Source organism: Sinorhizobium meliloti, from assembly GCF_017876815.1.
GTDB lineage: Bacteria > Pseudomonadota > Alphaproteobacteria > Rhizobiales > Rhizobiaceae > Sinorhizobium > Sinorhizobium meliloti.
In genome coordinates this window covers 1,208,670-1,232,425 of sequence record NZ_JAGIOS010000001.1, presented here as the reverse complement: position 1 = coordinate 1,232,425, position 23,756 = coordinate 1,208,670, and the positions used below count along the sequence as shown (strand labels likewise).

The window sequence follows — 23,756 nt, the reverse complement described above, 5'->3', positions numbered from 1 at the left end:
TCTCAGACATTGTCGCCTTTGGTCGATGTTCCCTGTGCCTTGCCGGCGCTGCCGGCGCCCCATTTCCAGCCGCTGATCACCGGCATGTCCTCGCCGTATTTCTCGATATGGTGCCTGTGGTCGATCAGCCGCTCGTGAATCGCCTGCTTGAAATAGGCCGCGCGGGCGCCGAGTTGCGGCAGCCGGTCGATGACGTCCTCGACCAGATGGAACCGGTCCAGATGGTTGAGCACCACCATGTCGAAGGGTGTCGTCGTCGTCCCCTCTTCCTTGTAGCCGCGGACATGCAGATTGGCATGGTTCGTTCGGCGATAGGTGAGGCGGTGGATCAGCCAGGGATAGCCATGAAAGGCGAAGATGATCGGCTTGTCCTTGGTGAACAGGGCGTCGAAGTCGCGGTCCGGCAGGCCGTGCGGGTGCTCTCCCGATGGCTGCAGCTTCATCAGATTGACGACGTTGATCACCCGCACCTTCAATTCCGGCAGGTGTTCGCGCAGCAATTGCACCGCGGCGAGCGTCTCCAGCGTCGGAACATCGCCGCAACATGCCATGACCACATCCGGCTCGCAGCCTTTGTCGTTGCTTGCCCATTCCCAGATGCCGAGGCCCTCGGTGCAATGCTTCACCGCCTGGTCCATGGTCAGCCATTGCGGAGAAGGCTGCTTGCCGGCAACGACGACGTTGATGTAGTTGCGGCTCCTCAGGCAATGGTCCGTCACCGACAGCAGCGTATTGGCGTCCGGCGGCAGATAGACGCGGATGATGTCCGCCTTCTTGTTGACCACGTGATCGATGAAGCCGGGGTCCTGATGGCTGAAGCCGTTATGGTCCTGGCGCCAGACATGCGAGCTCAGGAAATAGTTCAGGGAAGCGATCGGGCGCCGCCACGGGATCTCGTTGCAGACCTTCAGCCATTTGGCGTGCTGGTTGAACATCGAATCGATGATGTGAATGAAGGCTTCGTAGCAGGAAAAGAAGCCGTGGCGTCCGGTCAGGAGATAACCTTCGAGCCAGCCCTGGCTTTGATGCTCGCTCAGGACCTCCATCAGCCGTCCGTCGGGCGACAAGTGGTCGTCTTCCGGATAGATGTCCGCCATGAAACAGCGATCCGTGACCTCGAGCACGTCCTGCCAGCGGTTCGAGTTGTTTTCGTCCGGACTGAACAGGCGGAAGTTCCCGGACTTCAGGTTGAGCTTCATCACGTCGCGCAGATAGCTGCCCATCACGCGGGCCGACTCGGCCGTGGCCGCTCCGGGGCTCTGAACCGCAACCGCATAATCGCGGAAGTCGGGCATCTTCAGGTCGCGCAGCAACAGCCCGCCATTGGCATGCGGATTGTCGCTCATCCGGCGCCGTCCTGTTGGGGCAAGCGCCGCCAGTTCCGCCGTCAGCCGCCCGTCACCGTCGAAGAGCTCCTCCGGCCGATAGCTCTTCATCCAGCCTTCGAGGATGCGGATATGCTCCGGCTTGTCCATGTCTCCCATCGGGACCTGATGCGATCGCCAGTAATCCTCGCATTTCTTGCCGTCGATCTCGGCCGGGCAGGTCCAGCCCTTGGGTGTGCGGAAGACGATCATAGGCCATGCAGGGCGTTTCAGATTGCCGTTGACCCGGGCGTCGGTCTGAATGCGCCTGATATCCGCGAGCGCGGTATCGAGCGCGGCCGCCAGCTGCTGATGCACGTCTGCGGGATCATGACCCTCGACGAAAAGCGGCGCATAGCCCATGCCCTCGAAAAACTTCTGCAGCTCCTCTCTGGGAATACGTGCGAGAAAGCAGGGATTGGCGATCTTGTATCCATTGAGGTGCAGGATAGGCAGGACGCAGCCGTCGCGCGCCGGGTTCAGGAACTTGTTGCCGTGCCAGCCGGTCGCGAGCGGGCCCGTTTCGGCTTCCCCGTCGCCCACCACGCAGGCGACGATCAGCTCCGGATTGTCGAAGGCGGCACCGTAGGCATGGCTCAACGCATAGCCGAGCTCGCCGCCCTCGTGAATGCTGCCCGGCGTTTCCGGCGCGACATGGCTCGGGATGCCGCCGGGGAAGCTGAACTGCTTGAACAGCTTCCGCAGGCCTTCGGCGTCCTGGCTGATGTCCGGATAGACCTCGCTATAGGTGCCCTCCAGATAGGCGTGGGCGACAAGCGAGGGCCCGCCATGCCCGGGGCCGATGACATACATCATCTCCAGATCGTCGCGCTTGATCACCCGGTTCAGGTGCACATAGAGCATGTTCAGGCCGGGCGACGTACCCCAATGGCCGAGAAGCCGCGGTTTGATGTGCTCCCGCTTCAGCGGCTCGCTGAGAAGCGGGTTGTCGAGGAGGTAGATCTGGCCGACGGAGAGATAGTTCGACGCCCGCCAGTAGGCGTCCATCCGCTGAAGTTCATCTGCAGACAGCGGACCGGCGGATAATGGCTCTTGGCTGGAAACGTCACGTGCCGTCCTGGGGGAAGTCATGTATTCCTCCTGAAGCGAGAGCTCGGATAGCGACGGTGCAACGAGCCGCCGAAGCTGCCGCTGCAGAATCTATGGCGGTGCGGCGCCAGGGCAATGCCGAGCGTAGCGGCAGGGACGGAAAACCGTGGTCTTGCGGAGCCGGTCGCCTCAACCCGGCAACTTCGCCGCCGCATGACGCCCGCCCTGATAGCGCACGCCGTCCGAAGGCTCCTCCTCACGCTTCTCAATCTCGTGCCGGTAAGGCTCGCTGCTGTCCTGCGGGCGCCAGCCGAGGAAGTCCGCATGCCCGTTAGACCACCAGACGTCGCGGTTGGCGGAGACGCCGTAGAGCACCAGATGGCCGATTTTCGGGGCATCGAGAAGCCGGCGCACAAGCGCCAGGAAATCACGCGGGCTCAGCCAGGTGGAGAGCATGCGCCGGTTGGTGGGTTCGGCGAAGCAGCTGCCGATCCTGAGGCAGGCGGTTTCCATGCCGTATTTGTCGAAATAGAGCCGGGAAAGGTCCTCGCCGAAGCACTTGCTGACGCCGTAAAGGCTGTCCGGCCGCCGCGGCGACAGGTGGTCGAGCGTCTCGCCGATGGGATGGAAGCCGGTCACATGGTTGGTGCTCGCAAAGAGGATGCGGTTCACGCCGGCTTTTCGCGCCGCCTCGTACAGATTGTAGGTGCCGAGGATGTTGGCCTGAAGAAGAGCGTCGAAGTCTGACTCCACCGAGATCGCACCGAGATGCAGGATCGCATCGCAACCGCGCACGAGTTGGTCGACCGCCTCGCGCTCGGCGAGGTCGCATCGCACGATCTCCTCGCCCTCTCCGGCGGGAGAAAGCGTGGCGACATCCGAAAGGCGCAAAACATCGGCGCAGCCCTTCAGCCCCTCGCGGGCATAGCGGCCGAGGCCGCCCGCGGCCCCGGTTATCAATAGTCGCGTCGTCATGCGTACAACCTGCTTGGCACGGATCGCGATGATTTCGGGTCTAATGACCAGTCGTCGTCGGGATCAATGAATCTCGGGTTCGGGCAGCTTATGGGGCGATTGCAGGAAGGTGAAGTCGCAGCCTTCCGGCGCCTGCTGGATATGCTCCGCATGCATCTTCAGATAGCCCCTCGAATAATCGCGCTCCGGCGGCCTCCATTCGGCGAGCCGGCGCTCGATCTCCGCCTGATCGACCTCGAGCGTGATCGTGCGGCGGGCAACGTCGAGCGCGATGATGTCGCCGTTGCGGACCGCTGCCAGCGGGCCGCCGACATAGGCCTCCGGTGCTACGTGGAGGATGCAGGCGCCGTAGCTGGTGCCGCTCATGCGGGCGTCGGAAATGCGCACCATGTCGCGCACGCCTTCTTTGAGGAGCTTCCTCGGGATCGGCAGCATGCCCCATTCCGGCATGCCCGGTCCGCCGACCGGCCCGGCATTGCGCAGGATCATCACCGTGTCGGCTGTGACGTCGAGATCATCGTCGTTCACCGCTTTCATCATAGCGTCGTAATCGTCGAAGACGAGCGCCGGACCGCGGTGTTGGAGCAGGGCAGGGTCGGCCGCCGCTGGTTTCATGACGCAGCCCTGCGGCGCAAGGTTGCCTTTGAGAATGGCCGTGCCGCCGCGCGCGGCCACCGGCCTGTCGAGCGGGCGGATCACCTCCGGCAGATGGACCTCGGCCTCATCGAGGGCGCCGCCGATCGTGCCGATCACATTGCGTTCCCCGGTATGCAGGAGCGGCTTCAATTGTTTCCAGAGCGCGATCAGGCCGCCGGCATAGTAGAAGTCCTCCATCAGGAATTCACCGGTCGGCCGGATGTTGCAGAGAACAGGGACTTCGGCCGATACGCGGTCGAAATCATCGAGCGTCAGAGGAACGCCGCAACGGCGCGCGATCGCGATAAGATGGATCATCGCATTGGTCGAGCCGGCCATCGCCATGTGCACCGCGAGCGCATTCTCGAATGCCTTCGCCGTCAGAATGTCGGACGGCTTCAGATCCTCGAAGACCATCTCGACGATGCGCGCGCCGGAAAGCGCGGCCATGCGCGCATGACCGGCATCCGCCGCGGGGATGGCGGAGGCGCCGGGCAGCGAAAGCCCCAGCGTGTCGGCAAGCGCCGTCATGGTCGAGGCCGTGCCCATGGTCATGCAGGTGCCGAAGGAGCGGGCGATTCCGCGCTCCATTTCGCTCCATTCGTTCTCGGTGACGCGGCCGGCTTCCTTTTCCGCCCAGTATTTCCAGACGTCCGATCCCGAACCCAGCATCCGGCCGCGATAATTGCCGCGCAGCATCGGCCCGGCCGGCACGAAGATCGTCGGCAGGTCGACCTGGATCGCTCCCATGATCGTTCCCGGCGTGGTCTTGTCGCAGCCGGCAAGCAGGACGACGCCGTCGACCGGATGCGAGCGGATGAGCTCCTCCACCTCCATGGCCAGGAAATTGCGGTAGAGCATCGTCGTCGGCTTCACATAGGTCTCGGCCAGCGACATGGCCGGCAGCTCGATCGGAAAGCCGCCCGCCTGCCAGACGCCGCGCTTGACCTCCTCTGCCCGAGCCCTGAGATGTGCGTGGCACGGATTGATGTCGCTCCAGGTATTGATGATCGCGATGACGGGCTTGTTTGCGAGTTCCGCATGGTCGTAGCCCATCTGATAGAGGCGGGACCTGTGACCGAAGGCGCGCAGGTCCTTGACGCCGAACCAGCGAAAGCTTCGAAATTCCTCCGGCTTCTTGCGCCTGGTCATCGGCACGCTCCTTTGCATTTGCGGGCGGGTCGGCTAGATTGCGCCTGTACAGAAAAATGACAGGTGAAGGCAGACCCTTGAACGACGTAACGTTGAAACTGAAACCGGCGCGGCGGGAGCGGCTTGCCGATGTTCTCTACGGGCAAATTCTCGAGCAGATCGCCAGCGGCCAGATGGCCGAGGGGGCGAAGCTGCCGTCCGAAGCGCATATCTGCCGCGACTTTCAGGTTTCCCGTCCGGTCGTGCGGGAGGCGCTGATGCGGCTGCAGGCCGACGGCCTGGTGGTTTCGCGCCAGGGTATCGGCACCTTCGTGAAATCGCGTCCGTCCGACAAGCTCACCAGTCTCGCCGCTTCGGCCGAGATCGCGAGCTATCTGAGGGCTTTCGAGCCCCGGCTCGCGCTGGAGACGGAATGCGCGGGGCTTGCCGCGATGCGCCGGACAAAGGCTCAGCTCAATCAGATCGGCGAGGCGCTGGCGGCGCTGGAAGGCGCCTTCGCGCGCGGCGAAACCGGTTGGGAAGAGGATTTCGCCTTTCACCACGCCGTGGCAGAAGCCGCGGGAAACGAGCTTTTCCCTCGGCTTCTGGAAGAACTGCGTGACATTCTCAGCGGCTCGATGCGCATGGCGCTCGGCCTGACGCGGCAGGGCTCCGATGATCGCCGCCGCCGTGTCCTCGAAGAACACCGCAAGATCTACTCTGCCATTTCGGGCCAGAACCGGGACCTCGCCCGCCTTTACATGCGCTACCATCTGACGGAATCGCGCGCCCGTATCACCGGCTCCCATGGCGATCTCTGATCCGGTCATGCTCCGATCCACTTCAAGCGCTCGCCGATAGCCCGGCTCACGCTGCCGCGGCGCACCGCGCGGAGCGGCAGGCCTTCAGAATCGCGGTTTCAAGGGGCGTCTTCATGCAAATCTCCCGGCCGGTTTCTTGTATTTTTATTTTACAAGTTGAGCGAGGGCAAGAGCAATGATAGAGCAAACACCTGCGGCAACGAATTCAAATATGGACTTTAAGCGCCTCTGTACGCATTTCTCCTGGCAGCGGCCCGGGCCCATGGTGTGAAACATGTCTTTCGATTTAACATTTGAGTGTCTTCTGGATTCGCGCTGCGACGTCGCCGAAAGCCCGGTTTTCGATGAGCGCCGGAACTGCCTGTTCTTCGTCGATATCGGCCGCAGCGCCCTTCATCGCGTCGATCTTTCAGGCGCCGGCCACGTCGAATGGACCATCGAGGGCGGCGCCTGCAGCACCGGCCTTGCGCGCTCCGGACGCCTCGTTCTGGCGCAGCGCGATCGCGTGGTTCTGTTCGATCCCGACGCCGGCGCGGTCACCAGGGAAATCGCCGCGATCGAGCCGGACATTGCGGATACGCGTCTCAACGACGGCAAGGTGGGACCGGACGGCGCCTTCTGGGTGGGGACGATGCACGATGTGCCCGACCGCCGCCCCGTCGCGTCGCTCTACCGCGTCTCGCCCGAGGGCGCGGTGGAACGCAAGGTGGAAGGCGTGGTCTGCTCCAACGGCCTCGCCTGGAGCGGCGACGGTTCCCTTCTGTTTCACTCGGATTCGCGCGGGGCCTGGATCGACCGCTGGCAGTTCGATCCCGCAACGGGCGCGCTTTCCGGGCGCAGGCGGCTGGCAAGCCTGGACGAGGCGAGCGGCCGGCCGGACGGAGCCGCCACCGACGCGGAAGCCCATTACTGGAGCGCCGGCGTGTCGGCGGGCATCGTCAATCGCTTCTCGCCCGAAGGCCGCCTTGTCGGGACGCACCGCTTTCCGGTGCCGGCGCCGACCATGCCCTGCTTCGCCGGACCGGACTTGAAGACGCTTCTCGTCACGTCGCTGCGGCCCGCGGGCATCGGCAAGGAAAACCGCTCCGGCGGCATTTTTGTCGCAAGAAGCCCCGTGGCGGGTGTGGCCGTCCACCGCTTCGACGATCGTTGGATTTGAGGCTGGCGTCTGCGGTCCGATCAGCGCTCCGGGACAGGCGGCAGTTCGGGCGCATCCAGTCCCCTGAAGGGATCGCGCCAGGCATCGATCTCCTCGAGCCGGTCAATCCAGCGGCAGATGTTGGGATAATCGCCAAGCGGCAGCCCGGCGGCATCGTTGAAGGGCAGAAAGGTCGCCATTCGGAAATCCGCATGGGACACGGCGCCTCCGACCAGCCAGTTCCGCCCGGAAAGCTCCATATCGAGTATCGCCGCTGCCGTACGGAACATGCTCAGCCCCTCCTCGACCAGCTGCTGGTCGATCGGGCCGAGCCCATAGCGCTGCTTCGTGCCGCGCTCGAACTGCACCATGTCGCAAGCTCGTACGAAGTTTTCCTTGCCCCAGCTGATCCATCGGACCATGTCGGGTTCGTCGTCGCCGATGCGCCAGAAATCCGATTGCATCGCGCGTGAAAGCCGGCAGGCGATCGCGTCGGCCTCCCAAAGGCTTTTTCCGGCCTCCACGAGTATCGGCAGCGAAAGGTTCGGGTTGAGCGGCCGAAACCGTTCCGCCTGCCCCGGCGCGAAGGGCGAGGCGAACTCGAACTCGACCTCGGCTGCGAGATGGCGTGCCACCGCGACGGCAAGACGCGGATTGGGATTGCGGCTGTAGAACAGTTTCATCGCATGGCCCTGCCGTCGGCGCCGAAGACATGGCAGCGCGACGGGTCGAAGTGGACGGCGAGATTGGAGCCGCGCTCGACCTTCTGCTGCCCCTCCAGCGCGACGGTCAGCTGCTGGCGATCCGGCGTGATCCCGTAGAGCATGGTTTCGCCGCCGAGATTCTCGACAATCTCGACATTGACGGTAGCGAGCTCGATACCGCCCTCGCGCGCGGAAAGATGCTCCGGCCGGATGCCGAACGTGACGTCCTGTCCCTGTGTCGCACCGTTCAGGCGACGGGGAAGGCGGATCGTTCCGCCGCAGACCTCGATCGCCGTCTCGCTTCCGGTGACGTCCGCGATCCGCGCCTTGAGGAAATTCATCTTGGGGCTGCCGATGAAGCCGGCGACGAAGCGGTTGACGGGATTGTTGTAGAGATCGAGCGGTGCGCCCACCTGCTCGATTCGGCCGGAATTCAGGACGACGATCTTGTCGGCCATGGTCATGGCCTCCACCTGATCGTGCGTCACATAGATCATGGTGTTGCCGAGGTCCCGATGAAGCCTCGAGATCTCGACGCGCATCTGCACGCGGAGTTCGGCGTCGAGGTTGGAAAGCGGCTCGTCGAAGAGGAAGATGCGCGGCTCGCGCACGATCGCCCGGCCGATCGCCACGCGCTGCCGCTGACCGCCGGAGAGCGCCTTCGGCTTGCGGTCGAGCAGCTTTTCGATCTGCAGGATCTCGGCCGCCCGGCGCACCTTCGGCTCGATTTCGGCCTTCTTGAAGCCGGCCGTTTCGAGGCCGAAAGCGAGATTCTTGTAGACCGACATGTGCGGATAGAGCGCATAGGACTGGAACACCATGGCAATGCCGCGTCTGGCGGGTGCCACTTCGTTCATCCGGTCGCTGTCGAGCATCAGCGTGCCGCCGGAAATCTCCTCCAGTCCGGCGATCATTCTGAGCAGCGTCGACTTGCCGCAACCGGACGGACCCACGAAGACGGCGAACTCGCCGGGGTCTATGGTCAGGTCGATGCCGTGGATCACGTCGAGCGCGCCGTAGCGCTTCTCGACCTTCTGAAGAACGACGCTCGTCGCCATGTCAAAGTCCCTCCCTGCGGCCTTTATCGGGTATTCGCACGCCAATCGGCATATTTCGGGCTGTCCGGCCCAAGCGGTAACTCAATTTCGCGGCCGGTATCGGCGGATTGATAGATCGCGGTGACCAGTTCCAGTGCGCGGCGCGCGTCCTGCGTCGTCACGGGCAGGGGTCCCCTGCCGCTCAGGAAATCGTGGAAATGCGCCATCTGGGTGGTAAAGCGTGGCGAGACCGGGCGCCAGTCGCCGGTCACTTCGTCTATCCGCGCCTGCACTTCGTCATTTGCCGCGATGATCTTCCACGGATCCTTACCCGGCGCATAGGGTTCGTGGCTGCTTTCGAAGGTGACGTTCTCGAAATGCAGCCTGAGCCGGCTGATCTGCTCCTGCGAGCCGAGCGTACAGGAAAGCGAAACGAAGGCGCCGTTCTTCATGAGCAGGCTCGCCGAGGCGCAATCCTCGACCTCGATGTCGTTGACCCGGGTCGCGACGCGGCCGAATACGCGCGCCACCGGGCCGAGAAGATGCAGCATCATATCGTGCAGATGCAGCGCGTGGGTGACGAGCACGCCGCCGAGCTCCGTCGCCCACTTGCCGCGCCAGGGGACGGAATAATATTCGGGCGTGCGCAGCCAGAACGTCTCGACCGAGCCGACATAGGGCTTGCCCGCGATGCCCGCCTCGATGATGCGCTTGGCTTTCTCGATGCCGTCGCCATAGCGGTACTGGAAGATCGGCATCAGCACGCCGCGGGCCTCTTTCTCGGCTTCCATGATCGCATCGACGCCCTCGAGCGATCCGGTCAGCGGCTTTTCGCAGATCACATGCTTGCCGGCGGCAAGTGCTGCGAGCACCTGTTCGAGATGGATGCCTGGCGGGGTGCAGATGTCGATGATGTCGATGCTGTCGTCGTCGAGCAGTTCGTTGAAGGAGCGGGTCCGCTGCTCGATGCCGAATTCGTCGCCGACCTCGTTCAGCCGCTCCTCGTTGAGGTCGCAGAGAGCCTGGACCCGGAACTTGTCCGGGTGCGGCTGATAGCCTTCGACGATGTGCGAACGCCCGATGCCGCAGCCGATGATGGCAACTGTCTTCACGCTCATGTCAGTTCCTGTCCCCGTTCTGTTCGGCGATCGCCTGCGCCTGAAGCGCAAGCTCCATGGCCTTGAAGCAGCGCTCCTGCGGCATTGCGGTTTCGGTCCTGTCGCGGATGTCGGCGAGGAACTGGCGCCCGAAGGGCAGGTCGACGCGAGAGCAGTCGATATGTTCGACGCCGTTGCGGTCCGCGAGAAACAGGTGGTTGCCGCCTTCGCGGCCGGCGAGATCGACCGTCTTGCGGACCTCGATCGTTCCGGAGGTGCCGACGATGAAGAGCCGGCCGTCACCCCAGGTCGGCATTCCCTCCGGGGTCAGCCAGTTCACATGAATCATGCCGGTGGTCCGCCCCGTCGAGAGGTGGATACTGCCCGTATCCTGCAGTTCCGGAGCGTCGGGAACGCTTCGGTTGCCGACGCTTGCCGATAGCACGGTCGCGTCGTTGACGCCGGTGAAGAACAGGAACTGCTCGCACTGGTGCGATGCGATGTCGGTCAGGATGCCGCCATAGTCCGCGCGGCGGAAGAACCAGTCGGGCCGCGTCTCGCGGCGCAGCCTGTGCGGGCCGAGGCCGACGATGTGCACCACCTCGCCGATCGCGCCGGCGGCGACGAGCTCGCCGGCCTTGACCGTGGCCGGGCTCTCGAAATGCTCCGAATAGAGGATCGAGAAGATGCGGCCCGTCTCGGCCTGGACCCGGCGCAGCTTGGCGAGCTGGTCGAAGCTCGTCATGCCCGGCTTGTCGACGAGCACGTCCTTGCCGTGCTGCATGGCACGGATCGCCAGTTCCGCGCGCTCGCTCGAAACGGCGGCCGAGACGATGAGGCCGATGTTCTCGTCCTCGAGGATTTCCTCTGCCGTCGCGATGCGCCGGGCGTCCGCGTAGACGGCGGAAAATTCCGCGGCCAGCGCATCGTCCTTCTCGTGGAAGCCGGCGAGGCGGGCGCCGGCCCGAAGCAGGCAGTTGACCTGGCCGTAGATGTGGTTGTGGTTGAGCCCGACGGCAGCGAAACGCAGTTCGTCCATGATGATTTTCAAGCTCCGTCGCTCAGCGCTTCATGCCGGTTGTGGCGATGCCCTCGATCAGAAGGCGCTGGAAGAAGAGGAAGAAGAAGAACACCGGCACGAGCGAGAGCGTCGACATGGCGAAGAGCCCGCCCCAGTCGGAGGTGCTGCTGGAGTCGACGAAGGTCCTCAAGCCGAGCTGGATCGTGTAGCTGTTCATGTCGTTGAGGTAGATCAGCGGCCCGAAGAAATCGTCCCAGGTCCAGATGAAGGAGAAGATGGCGGCCGTCGCCAGAACGGGAAGCGATAGCGGCAGCATGATCTTCCAGTAGATGCGCCAGGCGCCGCAGCCGTCCATCATCGCCGCTTCGTCCAGTTCGCGCGGTATTCCGCGGAAGAACTGCACCATCAGGAAGATGAAGAAGGCATCGCTGGCGAGGAACTTCGGGACCACCAGCGGCAGGAAGGTGTTCACCCAGCCGAGATCGAGGAAGAGCACATATTGGGGAATGAGCGTCACGTGATAGGGGATCATCATCGTGCCGAGCATGACCGCGAACCAGAAATTCCGCCCCGCGAAGCGCAGCCTCGCGAAGGCATAGGCCGCGAGCGAGCAGGCGACGACATTGCCGACGACGGTGAGGACCGCAATGACCAGCGAGTTCCAGAAGAACCGCCCGAAGCTGACGTCGAGCCCGAACCAGCCGCGCACATAGGAGGAAAAGTCCACCGAGGAGGGCCAAAGCGACGTCGAGGCGAAGATCTCGTCCTCCGGCCTGACCGAGGCCGAGATCATCCACAGGAGCGGATAGATCATGGCGATCGAGGCGGCGATCAGGGCGGCGTGAACGAGGAACGATCCGACAGGGCCGCGGCGGCCCGTCGGGACCGGCGGCGGGGCGGTTACCGAGCTCATGGTCGCGTCAGTCATCGTAGTGCACCCAGTAGCGAGAGGTGAGGAACGAGAAGGCCGTGAACAGCCCGATGATCAGCACGAGAATCCAGGCAAGCGCCGAGGCGTAGCCCATGCGGAAATTACCGAAGGCCTCCTGGTAGAGGTAAAGAGTGTAGAACAGCGTCGAGTTGATCGGGCCGCCGGTGCCGCCGGAAATGATGAAGGCGGGGGTGAAGGCCTTGAAGGCGTCGATCGTCTGCACGACCGCGTTGAAGAAGATGACCGGCGTCAGCAGCGGCAGCGTGATCTTGTAGAACTGACGGAACTTGGACGCCCCGTCGAGGCTTGCCGCCTCGTACATGTCCGTCGGGATCTGCCGAAGGCCCGCGAGGAAGATGATCATCGGCGATCCGAACTGCCAGACGCTCAAGACCACGAGCGTCCATATCGAATAGTCCGGATGCGAGATCCAGCTCGGCCCCTCGATGCCGAACTGGGCCAGCAGGCTGTTGATCAGGCCGTCGCCGGCAAAGAGCTGCCGCCAGAGCACGGCGATAGCGACGCTGCCGCCAAGCAGCGACGGCAGGTAGAAGATCGCCCGATAGACGGTGAGCCCCCGGACGCCGCGGTCGAGAAGGATCGCGACGAGCAGCGCGAAGGCGAGCTTGAAGGGCACCGAGAGCACGACATAGAGAAACGTCACCTTGACGGCAGCGGCGAACTTCGGGTCGGCCGTCGCGATGCGCGCGTAGTTGGCGGTGCCGATCCATTCCGGCGCGCGGATCAGGTCGAAGTTCGTGAAGGAGAGATAGAGTGACGCGATGGCGGGCCCGAGCGTCAGGCCGAAGAAGCCGATGAGCCATGGCAACAGGAACATGTAGCCGGCTCCATGGCTTGCCCATATCCTGGCCAGGCGACCCTGTGCGGCCGGGCGCGAAGACGCGCCCGTGCCGACTGCGACAGCGGTGTCCTGCACGGCCGCCATCCTCCTTAACCCCGCGCGAGGATCTGGCTGACCTCGTTCACCAGCGTCTCGCCCCCTTGCTTGGCGTCGAGCTGACCGAAGCCGACCTGTTCGGCGACGTTGCGCAGAGCGAATTCCGCCTCGCCGGCACCGCTGGGCGGCGGCGGCGGCAGATCGCCGGCAAGCGCTCCGAGGCCGGAGACATAGTCGAGCATGGCGCGGCCGAGCTCGTCGAGCGTCGACGCCAGTTTTTCGCGCACGGCTGCCGATTCCGGTACGCCGCGCTCGACGCCCAGGATTTCGGCGGCTTTCGGATCCTTGACGAAGAAGTTGACGTATTTGGCGCCGAGTTCCGGGTCCTTGGTCTGGGCCGAGACCGAGAAGAACATCGACGGCTTGCGGTAATGGCCGCCCTTCGCATCCTTGCCGATCAGCGGATGGCTTCTCAACGCCAGCTTGTCCTTGTTTATGCCCTGATAGGCGACGAACTGGTTGGAGTGCGCGAAGGAAGCGGCGGCCTTGCCGAGCGACAGCGGGCTCGTCTCCACATTGTACTGGTCGAGCGCCTGGATGTCCGGCGGGACGCAGGCCTTGTCCTCTCGCATCTTCTGCCACATGGCGAACCATTCGGCCGCATCGTTCGCATCATAGGCGATCTTGCCGTCCGCGGTGAACAGTGCCTTGCCGCGCTGGCGCAGCCAGTTTTCGAAAAGCGGCTCGACCGCGCTGCCGTCGGAGAGGCCATAGAAGCCCTTGCGCTTGCCTGCCTTGGTGATCTCGGCGCCGATTCGCGCCATCTCATCCCAGGTCGTTGACGGCGTCGGAAGTTCAATGCCGGCTTCCTCGAAAGCGGCGGCATTGACCATCATCGCTGCCGAGTTGGCGCCGAGGCTGATGCCGTAGAGCTTGCCTTCGACGCTGCCGCCCTTGATCTGCACCTGGTCGAAATCCTCGACCTTGAGCACGGAGCCGAGATAGTCGTCGAGGGGCGCGAGCGCGCCGCGCCGGGCATATTCGACGATGTAGCGATAGTCCATCTGGATGATGTCGGGCGCATTGCGCCCGGCGACCTGGGTCGCAAGCCGTGGCCAGTAGTCGCTCCAGCCGAGGAATTCGCCATTGATGGCGACGCCCGCGTTCTGCTCCTGAAAGAGCTGATTGACCTTGTTCGTGCGGTCGGCACGGGCCTGCGAACCCCACCAGAGCACCCGCAGCCGCGCCTCCTGCGCAAAGGCGGGCGCCAGTGCGGACATCGAAAGAAGTGCCGCCCCTCCCGCGAGTACATTTCGCCTGCTGATCTTATGCGTCATCTGTTCCTCCTCCCTTCGGAACGCCTCCACAACGTTCCGGCCTCTTGCAACAAATAACTATTTGGTTACAAGTTATGGACAAGCAATGATCCTGTCAAGCAGTTGTGTGCGGAACTATCATTGACTTGTAAATTATTATGACAAAGTTGCACCCGAATGCCGCTAAAGGCAAGAGGATGCGGAGGTTGCGTGTGATGGAGAAGATGCGAGACGGAGCGAAGGGGAGGAACGGGTCCGGGGGGCGGGCGGAACGGACGCTGCAGCGCGACCCCGAGCGCACGCGCGCATCGATCCTCGCCGCTGCGACCCGGGAGTTCGCCGAAAACGGCATAGGCGGCGCCCGCGTCGATGCCATCGCCGAGAGGGCGGGCATCAACAAGCGCATGCTCTACCACTACTTCGGCGACAAGGAGCAGCTTTATCTCGCGGTCCTGGAAGAGGCCTATGTCGGCATAAGAACGGCGGAAAAATCCTTAAACCTCAGCGACTTGGAACCTGAACAGGGAATTGCCGAGCTCGCCATGTTCACCTGGGGCTACTTCCTGGAGCATCCGGAGTTCCTCAGTCTCCTCGGCACCGAAAACCTGCACCGGGCCCGCTGGCTGCGTCAGTCGACGCGTCTAAAGGAACTGCATTCGAGCTTCATAGACAAGCTCTCCGACCTTCTCCAGCGCGGCAAGGCCGGCGGCCTCTTTCGGCCCGATGTCGACCCGCTGAACCTCTATCTGACGATCGCCGCCCTCGGCTATTTCTACCTTTCCAACCAATACACGCTCTCGACGATCTTCGGCCGCGACCTCATGGACAAGAGCAATCTCGACGTCTGGCAGCGCCATATCGTCCATGTCACGCTGGCATCGATCCGGCGCTGATCCAGGCACATGTCGTTTTTTTTGTTGACAAGTGTGATTCTCCTCTGCCACAAAGTAACCGATTAGTTACTGGCTTGGGAGGGCTGGTTCTTCCCCTCACGGGCCTCTCAGGGAGGAACGGCATGCCGCGTTTGGGTATAATATTGCACGGTGTCACCGGCCGCATGGGATACAACCAGCACCTGGTGCGTTCGATCCTGGCCATCCGTGATCGGGGCGGGATCACGCTCCAGTCGGGCGAAAGGCTGGAGATCGATCCGATCATCGTCGGCCGCAATCGCGACAAGATGGAGCAATTGGCCAAGCGCCATGATATTGCCCGCTGGTCGACCGATCTCGACGCGGCGCTTGCCGATCCGAACGACCAGATCTTCTTCGATGCCGGCACGACGCTGATGCGTGCCGAGCTCATCGGCCGCGCGCTCGACGCCGGCAAGCACGTCTATTGCGAGAAGCCGATCTCCGATGATCTGAGGACGGCGGTCAAACTGGCGCGGAAGGCGCGCGCCTCCGGGCTCAAGCATGGGGTCGTTCAGGACAAGCTGTTCCTGCCCGGCCTTCGCAAACTGGCCCTGCTGAGGGATTCAGGCTTCTTCGGCAAGATCCTCTCGGTGCGTGGCGAGTTCGGCTACTGGGTGTTCGAAGGCGATTGGGGCGTTCCGGCCCAGCGGCCCTCATGGAACTACCGGAAAAAGGACGGCGGCGGCATCATCCTCGACATGCTCTGCCACTGGCGCTACGTGCTCGACAATCTCTTCGGGGAAGTGAAGGCGGTCTCCTGCCTCGGCGCGACCCATATCCCAAGCCGCATCGACGAACAGGGTCGCGCCTACGACTGCGACACCGACGACGCGGCCTACGCCACCTTCGAACTCGAGGGCGGCATCGTCGCGCATATCAATTCCTCCTGGGCGGTGCGCGTGCGGCGCGACGATCTGGTGACGTTTCAGGTCGACGGAACCCATGGTTCCGCTGTCGCCGGGCTCACGAAGTGCTGGACGCAGCACCGCGTCAATACCCCGAAACCGGTCTGGAATCCCGATCAGCCGCAGACGATCGATTTCTACAGGACCTGGGACGAGGTGCCGGATACGCAGGCCTTCGACAACGGCTTCAAGGCGCAGTGGGAAATGTTCCTGCGCCACGTGGCGGAGGACGGTCCCTGGCCCCACGGGCTCGAGGCCGGCGCCAAGGGCGTGCAGCTTGCGGAACTCGGCCTCAAATCCTGGGCGGAGCGCCGCTGGCTCGACGTTCCGGAATTGGAGCTCTGAGCCATGGTCAGCATCGATCTTCCAATCGAAGGCAGGCTTGCCCGCTACGACCTTACGGGCCGGCCGGTGCCGTTCAACAGCCGCGATGCCAAGGCCTTTTCCAGGGTCGCCTTCGCCGCCGCCCATGTGGTCGCCGACCCGCTCGCCGACAACGATCCCTGGCTGGCGCCGGCGATCGACTGGGAGCGCACGCTCGCCTTTCGTCACCGCCTCTGGGATCTCGGTCTCGGCGTCGCCGAGTCGATGGATACAGCCCAGCGCGGCATGGGCCTCGGCTGGCCGGAAGCGCGCGAACTCATCCGCCGCTCGCTTGCCGAAGCGCGCGGCCGCCCGGACGCGCTGATCGCCTGCGGCGCCGGCACCGACCATCTGGCGCCGGGGCCGGACGTGTCGATCGACGATATTCTCGCGGCCTATGAGAGCCAGATCGAGGCGATCGAGGCAGAAGGAGGCCGGATCATCCTGATGGCGAGCCGGGCGCTTGCCGCCGCGGCAAAGGGCCCGGAGGACTATATCCGCGTCTACGACCGCGTTCTCTCCCAGGTGAAGGAGCCGGTGATCATCCATTGGCTCGGCGAGATGTTCGATCCGGCGCTCGAAGGCTATTGGGGCAATGCCGACCACATGGCGGCGATGAAGACCTGCCTCGACGTCCTCGAGGCGCACGCCGCCAAGGTCGACGGCATCAAGATTTCGCTCCTTTCCAAGGAGAAGGAGATCGTGATGCGGCGGCAACTGCCGAAAGGCGTGCGCATGTATACCGGCGACGACTTCAATTATGCCGAGCTCATCGCCGGCGACGAGGAAGGGCATTCGGACGCGCTGCTCGGCATCTTCGACGCTATCGCGCCGGTGGCTTCGGCGGCGCTGGAAGCGCTGGGTAGCGGGCGGAACGGCGAATTCTTCGAATTGCTGGAGCCGACGGTGCCGCTGTCGCGCCACATCTTCAAGGCCCCGACGCGTTTCTACAAGACCGGCGTCGTCTTCCTCGCCTATCTGAACGGTCTACAGGACCATTTCGTCATGATCGGAGGGCAGCAGAGCGCCCGATCGCTCGTCCATCTCGCCGAGCTTTTCCGCCTGGCGGACAAGGCCGGGGCCCTCGCCGATCCGGAGCTTGCGACCGCGCGCATGCGGCGCGTGCTCGCCATGCACGGCGTCGAGTGAGGCCTTTGCGATGACGGAAGCCCCGCGCGTCAGGCTGGCCGAAGCGGAGGTTTTCGAGCGGCCGGTCGAATTCCGTTTCCCCTTCCGCTTCGGATCGGCGCGCGTTGCGACCGCGCCGCAGGCCTTCGTCCGGGTGCGGGTCGAGGATGCGCGCGGCCGGTCCGCCATCGGCTGGTCGGCCGAGATGATGATGCCGAAATGGTTCGACAAGAACCCGGGCCTTTCGCCGGAGGATAATGTCGAGCAGCTTCGTGCCTCCCTGCGGCTGGCGATCGAAGGACTGACATCGCTGCAGGCGCAGACCCCCTTTGGCCTGCATGCGGCTGCCGAGGGTGATCACCACCGGGCGGCAGCCGGGCATGGTCTGCCAGCCCTTGTCGCCTCCTACGGCCTGGCGCTTCTTGACCGCGCTATCCTCGATGCGCTGTGCCGCATGACCGGAGCAAGCGCCGCCGGGGCGGTCAGAGCCAACCTGCCGGGCATCACCGGCGCCACCGCGCCCGATCTGGAAGGCTTCGACCTTGCGCGGTTCCTTTCGCGCCTCGAACCTGGCCCGAGGCTGGCCGTTCGCCACACGATCGGCCTTGCCGACGCGTTGACGGCGGCCGATCTAGCGCCCGGGCAGCGGCTGGAGGACGGACTGCCGCAGACTCTGGAAGAGGTGATCGCCGCCTATGGCCATCGTTATTTCAAGATCAAGGTTTCGGGCCGCCCGGCCGAGGACACCCGGCGTCTGCTCGCCATCGCCGCGGTCCTCGACCAGCGCGTCGATGCGTATAGGGTGACGCTCGACGGCAACGAGCAGTTCGAAAATGCCGATGCCGTTGCCGATCTTCTCGACCGGATCGCCGAAGAGCCGCGTCTCGAAAAATTGCGCGCCTCGGCGCTCTTCTTCGAGCAGCCGATCGTTCGCGCCGAGGCGCTGTCGAGGCCGGTCACGGAGGTCGCCGGGCGGATGCCGCTCGAAATCGACGAGTCCGATGGCGATATCGGCGCATTTCTCCGTGCCCGCGCGCTCGGTTATGCCGGCATCTCCTCGAAGTCCTGCAAAGGCTTCTACCGGGCACTCGTCAACCGCGCTCGCGTGGAGATGTGGAACGCCGAGGCCGGGGCCGCACGCTCTTTCATGTCCGCCGAGGACCTGACGACGCAGTCGGGCCTGGCGCTCCAGCAGGACCTCGTGCTGGCAGCGCTTGTCGGCGCCGGCCACGTCGAACGCAACGGCCACCACTATGTCGACGGCATGGCCGGCGCCCCGGCGGCGGAGCAGGCCGCCTATCTCGCCCATCATGGCGATCTCTACGAAAGCGGTTCCGGGCGGGCGCGGCTGGCGATCCGGGGCGGCGAAATCACTTTTTCCACCGTCTTGCGGTCCGTCGGCCTCGGCTCATCCGTCGAGCCGGACTGGGTGGCGATGGTATCCTGAAATCGGGAGGAGAACATATGCAGGTCGAGGGGCTTTCCATCAATCTGGCGACGATCCGGGAGCAATGCGGCTTCGCCGAAGCCGTGGATATCTGTCTGAAGCACGGCATCACGGCGATCGCGCCCTGGCGCGACCAGGTGGCGGCGATCGGCCTCGGCGAGGCCGGGCGTATCGTCCGGGCCAACGGGCTGAAGCTGACCGGGCTCTGCCGCGGCGGCTTCTTTCCGGCGCCGGACGCGTCAGGCAGGGAGAAGGCGATCGATGACAACAGGCGCGCGGTGGACGAGGCAGCGGAGCTCGGCGCCGACTGTCTGGTGCTGGTCGCCGGCGGCCTGCCAGGCGGCTCGAAGAACATCGACGCGGCCCGCCGGATGGTTGTGGAAGGGATCGCGGCAGTGCTGCCGCATGCGCGCGCGGCCGGCGTGCCGCTTGCGATCGAGCCGCTGCATCCGATGTATGCCGCCGACCGCGCCTGCGTGAACACGCTCGGCCAGGCTCTCGACATCTGCGAGACCCTTGGTCCGGGCGTCGGCGTGGCGATCGACGTCTATCACGTCTGGTGGGACCCCGATCTGGCCAATCAGATCGCGCGGGCCGGCAAAATGAAGGCGATCCTCGCTCACCACATCTGCGATTGGCTCGTGCCCACGAAGGACATGCTGACGGATCGCGGCATGATGGGCGACGGCGTCATCGATCTCAAGGGCATCCGGCGCCGGATCGAGGCGGCCGGCTTCCACGGGGCGCAGGAGGTCGAGATATTCTCCGCAGACAACTGGTGGAAGCGCCCGGCCGACGAGGTGATCGCGACCTGCGTGGAACGCTACCGGAATTGCTGCTGATATGCTGGGGCAGGATGTTTCTCCTACAAGATATGACAGGGATTGCGTGAGGGTATGATGGACAACAAGCGTCGCTTTGCGCTGGTCGGCACCGGCAACCGCGGAACAACCATGTGGGGCAGGGATCTGCTGGCCGGCTGGCGCGGCCTCGTCGATCTCGTCGCCATTGCCGATACGAACGCGCTGCGGGCCGAGCGCGCCCGCACGATGATCGCCACCAATGCGCCTGTTTACGGCAATGTCGATGCGATGCTTGCCGAAACGCGCCCCGATCTCGTCATCGTCTGCACGCCGGACGACACGCATGACGATATCGTCGTGCGCGCATTGGAGTCCGGCGCCGACGTCATCACCGAAAAGCCGATGTCGACCACGGTCGAGAAGATCCGCCGCATTCTCGACGCGGAGAAGCGGACCGGGCGGCGGGTGGACGTTTCCTTCAACTACCGCTTCGCGCCGACCGCAGCGCGCATCAAGGAACTCCTCAATGCCGGCGAGATCGGCCGCGTCACCTCGGTCGACTTCCACTGGTATCTCGATACGCGCCACGGCGCCGATTATTTCCGCCGCTGGCACGCCTATGCGGAACACTCGGGCAGCCTCTTCGTGCATAAGGCGACACACCATTTCGATCTCCTGAACTGGTATCTCGACAGCGATCCGGAGGCGGTCAGCGCCTTTGCCGACCTGCAGATGTACGGCCGCAGGGGACCGTTTCGCGGGCCGCGCTGCAAGCTCTGTCCTCACAAGAGCGAGTGCGACTTCTACCTCGATCTCGAAGCCGATCCGTTTCTCGACTCGCTCTATGAGGAACCTTCCGAAATCGACAGCTATTTCCGCGACGGCTGCGTCTTCCGCGAGGACATCGACATCCCCGACACGATGGTCGCGAATATCCGCTACCGCAACGACGTCCACGTCTCCTATTCGCTCAATACCTTCCAGCCGATCGAAGGCCATCACATCGCCTTCAACGGTACGAAGGGCAGGATCGAGCTTCGCCAGTACGAGGACCAGCCCTGGGAGACGCCGCCCGAGGACGAGATCCTGCTCGTCCGCAACTTTCCGAAGGGCAAGCCGGCGATGGAACGGATCACGGTGCCGCATTTTCCCGGCGGGCACTATGGCGGCGACGACCGGCTGCGGAATACGCTCTTCGAGCCGGATGCGAAGGATCCGCTGGGACAGCGCGCCGGCGCGCGGGCCGGTGCCATGTCGGTCCTTTGCGGCATTGCGGCGCTTCAGAGTTCGCGTACCGGCAAGATCGTCCGCCTGGCTGATCTGATGCCGGAATTGTTCACCGACGGGGCGCAGCCGATGCGCGAGCGATTAAAGGAAACATGCAGTAGGCGCTAACCGCGTCAAAGTCGGAAGTCTGACCTGCACATTTTCCCTCTTGAACCTCTAGCCGCTAGAGGACTTAGCCTGCTTCCGGTTTCGTAAGGAGCATGGAATGACAGGCATATTTCGGGAAACGAGATTTCGCGTCGATGGGATGGATTGCGCATCCTGCGCTGCCAAGATCGACACGGCCGTAAGGCGGGTTGCAGGGGTCGAGGACGTCAATGTCTCGGTGGCCGCCGGCACCATGACCGTCCGGCATGCGGCGCGCGACGATATCGGCGCGCAGGTGATGCGGAAGGTCGGTGTCCTCGGCTACGGTCTTTCGCCGCTTGACGTTGCGGCGGAACGGCAGCCGGCTCAGAGCGAGCACGCCTGCTGCGGCCACGACCATGCCGCGGGCTCTGCGCATGGCGAAGCGAGTCACGATCACGGGCATTCAACCGCCCTTCCGGCAAGCACGAAGCCGTCCTCCCGTTTCACGGCGCCGTTGCCATGGTGGCGAACGGCAAAAGGCAAGCTCACGCTCGCCTGTGGCGTTGCCCTTGCCTCAGCCTATGCGATCGGCCAGTTCGTTCCCGCCACCGAGCCCTGGATTTTCACCCTCGCCATGCTCGTCGGCCTGTTGCCGATCGCAAGACGTGCGCTCATGGCAGCACTTTCCGGCACACTTTTCTCGATCGAGATGCTGATGACCATTGCGGCCGCCGGTGCCGTCTTCATCGGCGCCGGCGAGGAAGCGGCCATGGTCGTCTTCCTCTTCCTGATCGGGGAACTGCTGGAGGGCGTTGCCGCGGGCAAGGCGCGGGCGAGCATACAGGCGCTGACGGCGCTCGTGCCGAAATCGGCGCTCCTCGAAGAAAACGGCAGGACTGTGGAGGTTCCCGCCGAAAGCCTGGCCCCTGGCGCCATCGTCCTCGTCCGTCCCGGCGACCGGCTCCCGGCCGATGGCATCATCGTCTCCGGCGAGAGCAGCGTCGACGAGGCGCCGGTGACCGGCGAGAGCACGCCCGTCCTGAAGGAAGCCGGCGCGAATGTCTTTGCCGGAACCGTCAATGGTGACGGCGCGCTGCGGGTGCGCGTCACCGCCGCGGCGGCCGACAATACCATCGCGCGCGTCATCAGGCTTGTCGAAGAGGCGCAGGAGAAGAAGGCGCCGACGGAGCGTTTCATCGATCGCTTCTCCCGCTATTACACGCCGGGCGTGGTGCTCGTCGCGGCATTGGTCGCGGTCATCCCGCCGCTCTTCTTCGGCGGCCTGTGGCAGGATTGGATTTATAAAGGGCTCGCGCTTCTCCTGATCGGTTGCCCCTGCGCCCTCGTCATCTCCACGCCGGCCGCGATCGCCGCGAGCCTTTCGGCAGGTGCACGCCGCGGTCTTCTGATCAAGGGCGGCGCCGTCCTCGAAAATCTCGGCAGGATCACAGCCGTCGCCTTCGACAAGACCGGAACGCTCACCGAAGGCAGGCCGAAGCTGACCGACATCGTCGGCTTCGGCAGATCGGAGGCGGAGATCCTCGGCTACGCCGCTGCGCTCGAACAGGGATCCAGCCATCCGCTGGCCCATGCCGTCCTGTCGCGTGCCGAAGCCGATGGCTTGGCGCTACTTCCCGTCGAAGGCGCCAGGGCCATCGGCGGCAAGGGTGTTGCCGCCTCCGCAGACGGCGTCGAGCTTTTCCTCGGCTCGCCCGAGGCGGCCCGGGAGCGCGCGCCGCTGGCCGCGGAAGACCTGGCTCGGATCGAAACCCTGCAGGGTGAGGGGAAGACCGTCTCCGTGCTCGTCGTCGGCGGGAGGGCAGCCGGAGCGCTTGCCATGCGCGACGAGCCGCGTGCGGATGCCGCGGCGGGCCTGAGGGCGCTCGCCGATCAGGGTTTGCGCGTGGTGATGCTCACCGGCGACAACCGGGCGACGGCCGAGGCGATCGCCGGCCGGCTCGGAGGCATCGAGGCGCATGCCGGTCTTCTGCCGGAGGACAAACAGCGCATCGTAAGCAGGCTCAGGGCCGAGGGTCTCGTGGTGGCGAAGGTCGGCGACGGCATCAACGACGCGCCGGCTCTGGCGGCGGCGGATGTCGGCATCGCTGTTGGCGGCGGCACCGATGTGGCGCTGGAAACGGCCGATGCCGCCAGCCTCCATGCCCGCGTTTCGGATGTCGCGGCGATGGTGAAGCTGTCGCGGGTGACGATGCGCAACATTCACCAGAACATCGCGATCGCGCTCGGCCTCAAGGCCGTGTTCCTGGCGACGACGATCGCCGGCGTGACGGGTCTCTGGCCGGCGATCCTCGCCGATACCGGCGCGACTGTCCTGGTGACGATCAACGCATTGAGGCTGCTGCGCTAGTTGGCCGAGATTTACCGCGGCCTTCCGCAGGACCCCTCCCCACAAGCTAAGGCATATACATATCTGCTCCTCTGGCGGGAGCCGTTGCCACGGAGAGAAACCGGCTGGCTCTCGCTTCCAATTATGCGGCATCGTTCGGGAGGTGAGGTCAAGCCGCTTGTCGTCTCCCCCCTTGTGGGGAGATGGCCGGCAGGCCAGAGGGGGTTGAACGCCAAACTCTAGATGCCGCCGAAGATGAATTTGCCGCGAGGATACCCTGCGGCATTTCCGAAGATGCGGTCATACGACTGCGTCATGTAGTCCTGATGGGCGAGCAGGAGAGCAGACCCCCTCTGGCCTGCCGGCCATCTCCC

General features: G+C 64.3%; 19 protein-coding genes. 9 read left to right on the top strand and 10 right to left on the bottom strand.

What is annotated here, in order from left to right:
• Positions 1-2: 2 nt before the first annotated feature.
• From JOH52_RS05905 to araD, 3 genes are all read right to left on the bottom strand, one after another.
• A complete protein-coding gene (locus JOH52_RS05905) occupies positions 3-2,456 on the bottom strand; it encodes a phosphoketolase family protein (RefSeq protein ID WP_010968357.1) in 2,454 nt (817 codons plus the stop codon).
• Between the two features lie 147 nt (positions 2,457-2,603).
• A complete protein-coding gene (locus tag JOH52_RS05900; RefSeq protein ID WP_003532495.1) occupies positions 2,604-3,389 on the bottom strand; it encodes an NAD-dependent epimerase/dehydratase family protein in 786 nt (261 codons plus the stop codon).
• 63 nt (positions 3,390-3,452) lie between these two features.
• A complete protein-coding gene (gene araD / locus JOH52_RS05895; RefSeq protein WP_010968358.1) occupies positions 3,453-5,177 on the bottom strand; it encodes an L-arabinonate dehydratase in 1,725 nt (574 codons plus the stop codon).
• A gap of 77 nt (positions 5,178-5,254) precedes the next feature.
• On the opposite strand from araD, the gene JOH52_RS05890 reads away from it, so the two are divergent.
• The gene (locus JOH52_RS05890) at positions 5,255-5,977 is read left to right on the top strand and encodes a FadR/GntR family transcriptional regulator (protein WP_003532493.1); all 723 of its coding nucleotides are present in this window, start codon (positions 5,255-5,257) and stop codon (positions 5,975-5,977) included.
• A 274-nt stretch (positions 5,978-6,251) separates the two neighbouring features.
• Positions 6,252-7,136 carry an SMP-30/gluconolactonase/LRE family protein gene (locus JOH52_RS05885; protein ID WP_010968359.1) on the top strand — a complete coding sequence of 295 codons (885 nt, stop codon included), beginning with the start codon at positions 6,252-6,254 and terminating at the stop codon, positions 7,134-7,136.
• Positions 7,137-7,156: 20 nt separating this feature from the next.
• Here JOH52_RS05885 and JOH52_RS05880 read toward each other — a convergent pair whose 3' ends face one another.
• Genes JOH52_RS05880 through JOH52_RS05850 form a run of 7 tightly spaced genes read right to left on the bottom strand, consistent with a single transcriptional unit; the run spans position 7,157 to position 14,140 of the window.
• Positions 7,157-7,798: a glutathione S-transferase family protein gene (locus tag JOH52_RS05880; RefSeq protein ID WP_010968360.1), complete on the bottom strand. Its 642-nt coding sequence runs from the start codon at positions 7,796-7,798 to the stop codon at positions 7,157-7,159.
• Entirely contained in the window at positions 7,795-8,877 is a 1,083-nt protein-coding gene (locus JOH52_RS05875; RefSeq protein WP_003532490.1) for an ABC transporter ATP-binding protein, read from the bottom strand. The genes JOH52_RS05880 and JOH52_RS05875 overlap by 4 nt, the downstream gene beginning before the upstream one ends.
• A gap of 23 nt (positions 8,878-8,900) precedes the next feature.
• Positions 8,901-9,974 carry a Gfo/Idh/MocA family protein gene (locus tag JOH52_RS05870; protein WP_003532489.1) on the bottom strand — a complete coding sequence of 358 codons (1,074 nt, stop codon included), beginning with the start codon at positions 9,972-9,974 and terminating at the stop codon, positions 8,901-8,903.
• A gap of 1 nt (position 9,975) precedes the next feature.
• Positions 9,976-10,992 carry a Gfo/Idh/MocA family protein gene (locus JOH52_RS05865; RefSeq protein WP_013844972.1) on the bottom strand — a complete coding sequence of 339 codons (1,017 nt, stop codon included), beginning with the start codon at positions 10,990-10,992 and terminating at the stop codon, positions 9,976-9,978.
• A gap of 22 nt (positions 10,993-11,014) precedes the next feature.
• Complete coding sequence (locus JOH52_RS05860; protein ID WP_014529983.1) at positions 11,015-11,902, bottom strand: carbohydrate ABC transporter permease; 888 nt, start codon at positions 11,900-11,902, stop codon at positions 11,015-11,017.
• The gene (locus JOH52_RS05855) at positions 11,895-12,851 is read right to left on the bottom strand and encodes a carbohydrate ABC transporter permease (protein ID WP_014529984.1); all 957 of its coding nucleotides are present in this window, start codon (positions 12,849-12,851) and stop codon (positions 11,895-11,897) included. Before JOH52_RS05855 ends, JOH52_RS05860 begins: the two co-directional genes overlap by 8 nt.
• Positions 12,852-12,856: 5 nt before the next feature.
• On the bottom strand, positions 12,857-14,140 hold the full coding sequence (locus tag JOH52_RS05850) for an ABC transporter substrate-binding protein (RefSeq protein WP_003532482.1): 1,284 nt from the start codon (positions 14,138-14,140) through the stop codon (positions 12,857-12,859).
• Positions 14,141-14,334: 194 nt separating this feature from the next.
• Here JOH52_RS05850 and JOH52_RS05845 point away from each other — a divergent pair, with 194 nt between their 5' ends.
• The 7 genes from JOH52_RS05845 to JOH52_RS05815 all read left to right on the top strand — a co-directional run bounded on the left by JOH52_RS05845 (position 14,335) and on the right by JOH52_RS05815 (position 23,403).
• Positions 14,335-15,012, top strand: a complete 678-nt coding sequence (locus tag JOH52_RS05845; RefSeq protein ID WP_003532480.1) for a TetR/AcrR family transcriptional regulator — start codon at positions 14,335-14,337, stop codon at positions 15,010-15,012.
• A 122-nt stretch (positions 15,013-15,134) separates the two neighbouring features.
• Positions 15,135-16,283 (top strand): Gfo/Idh/MocA family protein, encoded by a 1,149-nt coding sequence (locus tag JOH52_RS05840; RefSeq protein ID WP_010968364.1) that lies wholly within the window; start codon positions 15,135-15,137, stop codon positions 16,281-16,283.
• A gap of 3 nt (positions 16,284-16,286) precedes the next feature.
• On the top strand, positions 16,287-17,450 hold the full coding sequence (locus JOH52_RS05835) for a dihydrodipicolinate synthase family protein (protein WP_010968365.1): 1,164 nt from the start codon (positions 16,287-16,289) through the stop codon (positions 17,448-17,450).
• Positions 17,451-17,460: 10 nt separating this feature from the next.
• Positions 17,461-18,876 carry an enolase-like domain-containing protein gene (locus tag JOH52_RS05830; RefSeq protein ID WP_010968366.1) on the top strand — a complete coding sequence of 472 codons (1,416 nt, stop codon included), beginning with the start codon at positions 17,461-17,463 and terminating at the stop codon, positions 18,874-18,876.
• A gap of 17 nt (positions 18,877-18,893) precedes the next feature.
• Positions 18,894-19,718 (top strand): sugar phosphate isomerase/epimerase family protein, encoded by an 825-nt coding sequence (locus JOH52_RS05825; protein ID WP_003532465.1) that lies wholly within the window; start codon positions 18,894-18,896, stop codon positions 19,716-19,718.
• A gap of 57 nt (positions 19,719-19,775) precedes the next feature.
• Entirely contained in the window at positions 19,776-21,074 is a 1,299-nt protein-coding gene (locus JOH52_RS05820) for a Gfo/Idh/MocA family protein (RefSeq protein WP_013844973.1), read from the top strand.
• Positions 21,075-21,171: 97 nt separating this feature from the next.
• Positions 21,172-23,403 (top strand): heavy metal translocating P-type ATPase, encoded by a 2,232-nt coding sequence (locus JOH52_RS05815; RefSeq protein WP_010968368.1) that lies wholly within the window; start codon positions 21,172-21,174, stop codon positions 23,401-23,403.
• Positions 23,404-23,756 lie beyond the last annotated feature (353 nt).

What these genes read in the sequence shown, in the direction of transcription:
- JOH52_RS05905 (WP_010968357.1), bottom strand. Translation starts at nt 2,456, where the DNA reads ATGACTTCCCCCAGGACGGCACGTGACGTTTCCAGCCAAGAGCCATTA.
- JOH52_RS05900 (WP_003532495.1), bottom strand. Translation starts at nt 3,389, where the DNA reads ATGACGACGCGACTATTGATAACCGGGGCCGCGGGCGGCCTCGGCCGC.
- araD (WP_010968358.1), bottom strand. Translation starts at nt 5,177, where the DNA reads ATGACCAGGCGCAAGAAGCCGGAGGAATTTCGAAGCTTTCGCTGGTTC.
- JOH52_RS05885 (WP_010968359.1), top strand. Translation starts at nt 6,252, where the DNA reads ATGTCTTTCGATTTAACATTTGAGTGTCTTCTGGATTCGCGCTGCGAC.
- JOH52_RS05880 (WP_010968360.1), bottom strand. Translation starts at nt 7,798, where the DNA reads ATGAAACTGTTCTACAGCCGCAATCCCAATCCGCGTCTTGCCGTCGCG.
- JOH52_RS05875 (WP_003532490.1), bottom strand. Translation starts at nt 8,877, where the DNA reads ATGGCGACGAGCGTCGTTCTTCAGAAGGTCGAGAAGCGCTACGGCGCG.
- JOH52_RS05870 (WP_003532489.1), bottom strand. Translation starts at nt 9,974, where the DNA reads ATGAGCGTGAAGACAGTTGCCATCATCGGCTGCGGCATCGGGCGTTCG.
- JOH52_RS05865 (WP_013844972.1), bottom strand. Translation starts at nt 10,992, where the DNA reads ATGGACGAACTGCGTTTCGCTGCCGTCGGGCTCAACCACAACCACATC.
- JOH52_RS05860 (WP_014529983.1), bottom strand. Translation starts at nt 11,902, where the DNA reads ATGACTGACGCGACCATGAGCTCGGTAACCGCCCCGCCGCCGGTCCCG.
- JOH52_RS05855 (WP_014529984.1), bottom strand. Translation starts at nt 12,851, where the DNA reads ATGGCGGCCGTGCAGGACACCGCTGTCGCAGTCGGCACGGGCGCGTCT.
- JOH52_RS05850 (WP_003532482.1), bottom strand. Translation starts at nt 14,140, where the DNA reads ATGACGCATAAGATCAGCAGGCGAAATGTACTCGCGGGAGGGGCGGCA.
- JOH52_RS05845 (WP_003532480.1), top strand. Translation starts at nt 14,335, where the DNA reads ATGGAGAAGATGCGAGACGGAGCGAAGGGGAGGAACGGGTCCGGGGGG.
- JOH52_RS05840 (WP_010968364.1), top strand. Translation starts at nt 15,135, where the DNA reads ATGCCGCGTTTGGGTATAATATTGCACGGTGTCACCGGCCGCATGGGA.
- JOH52_RS05835 (WP_010968365.1), top strand. Translation starts at nt 16,287, where the DNA reads ATGGTCAGCATCGATCTTCCAATCGAAGGCAGGCTTGCCCGCTACGAC.
- JOH52_RS05830 (WP_010968366.1), top strand. Translation starts at nt 17,461, where the DNA reads ATGACGGAAGCCCCGCGCGTCAGGCTGGCCGAAGCGGAGGTTTTCGAG.
- JOH52_RS05825 (WP_003532465.1), top strand. Translation starts at nt 18,894, where the DNA reads ATGCAGGTCGAGGGGCTTTCCATCAATCTGGCGACGATCCGGGAGCAA.
- JOH52_RS05820 (WP_013844973.1), top strand. Translation starts at nt 19,776, where the DNA reads ATGGACAACAAGCGTCGCTTTGCGCTGGTCGGCACCGGCAACCGCGGA.
- JOH52_RS05815 (WP_010968368.1), top strand. Translation starts at nt 21,172, where the DNA reads ATGACAGGCATATTTCGGGAAACGAGATTTCGCGTCGATGGGATGGAT.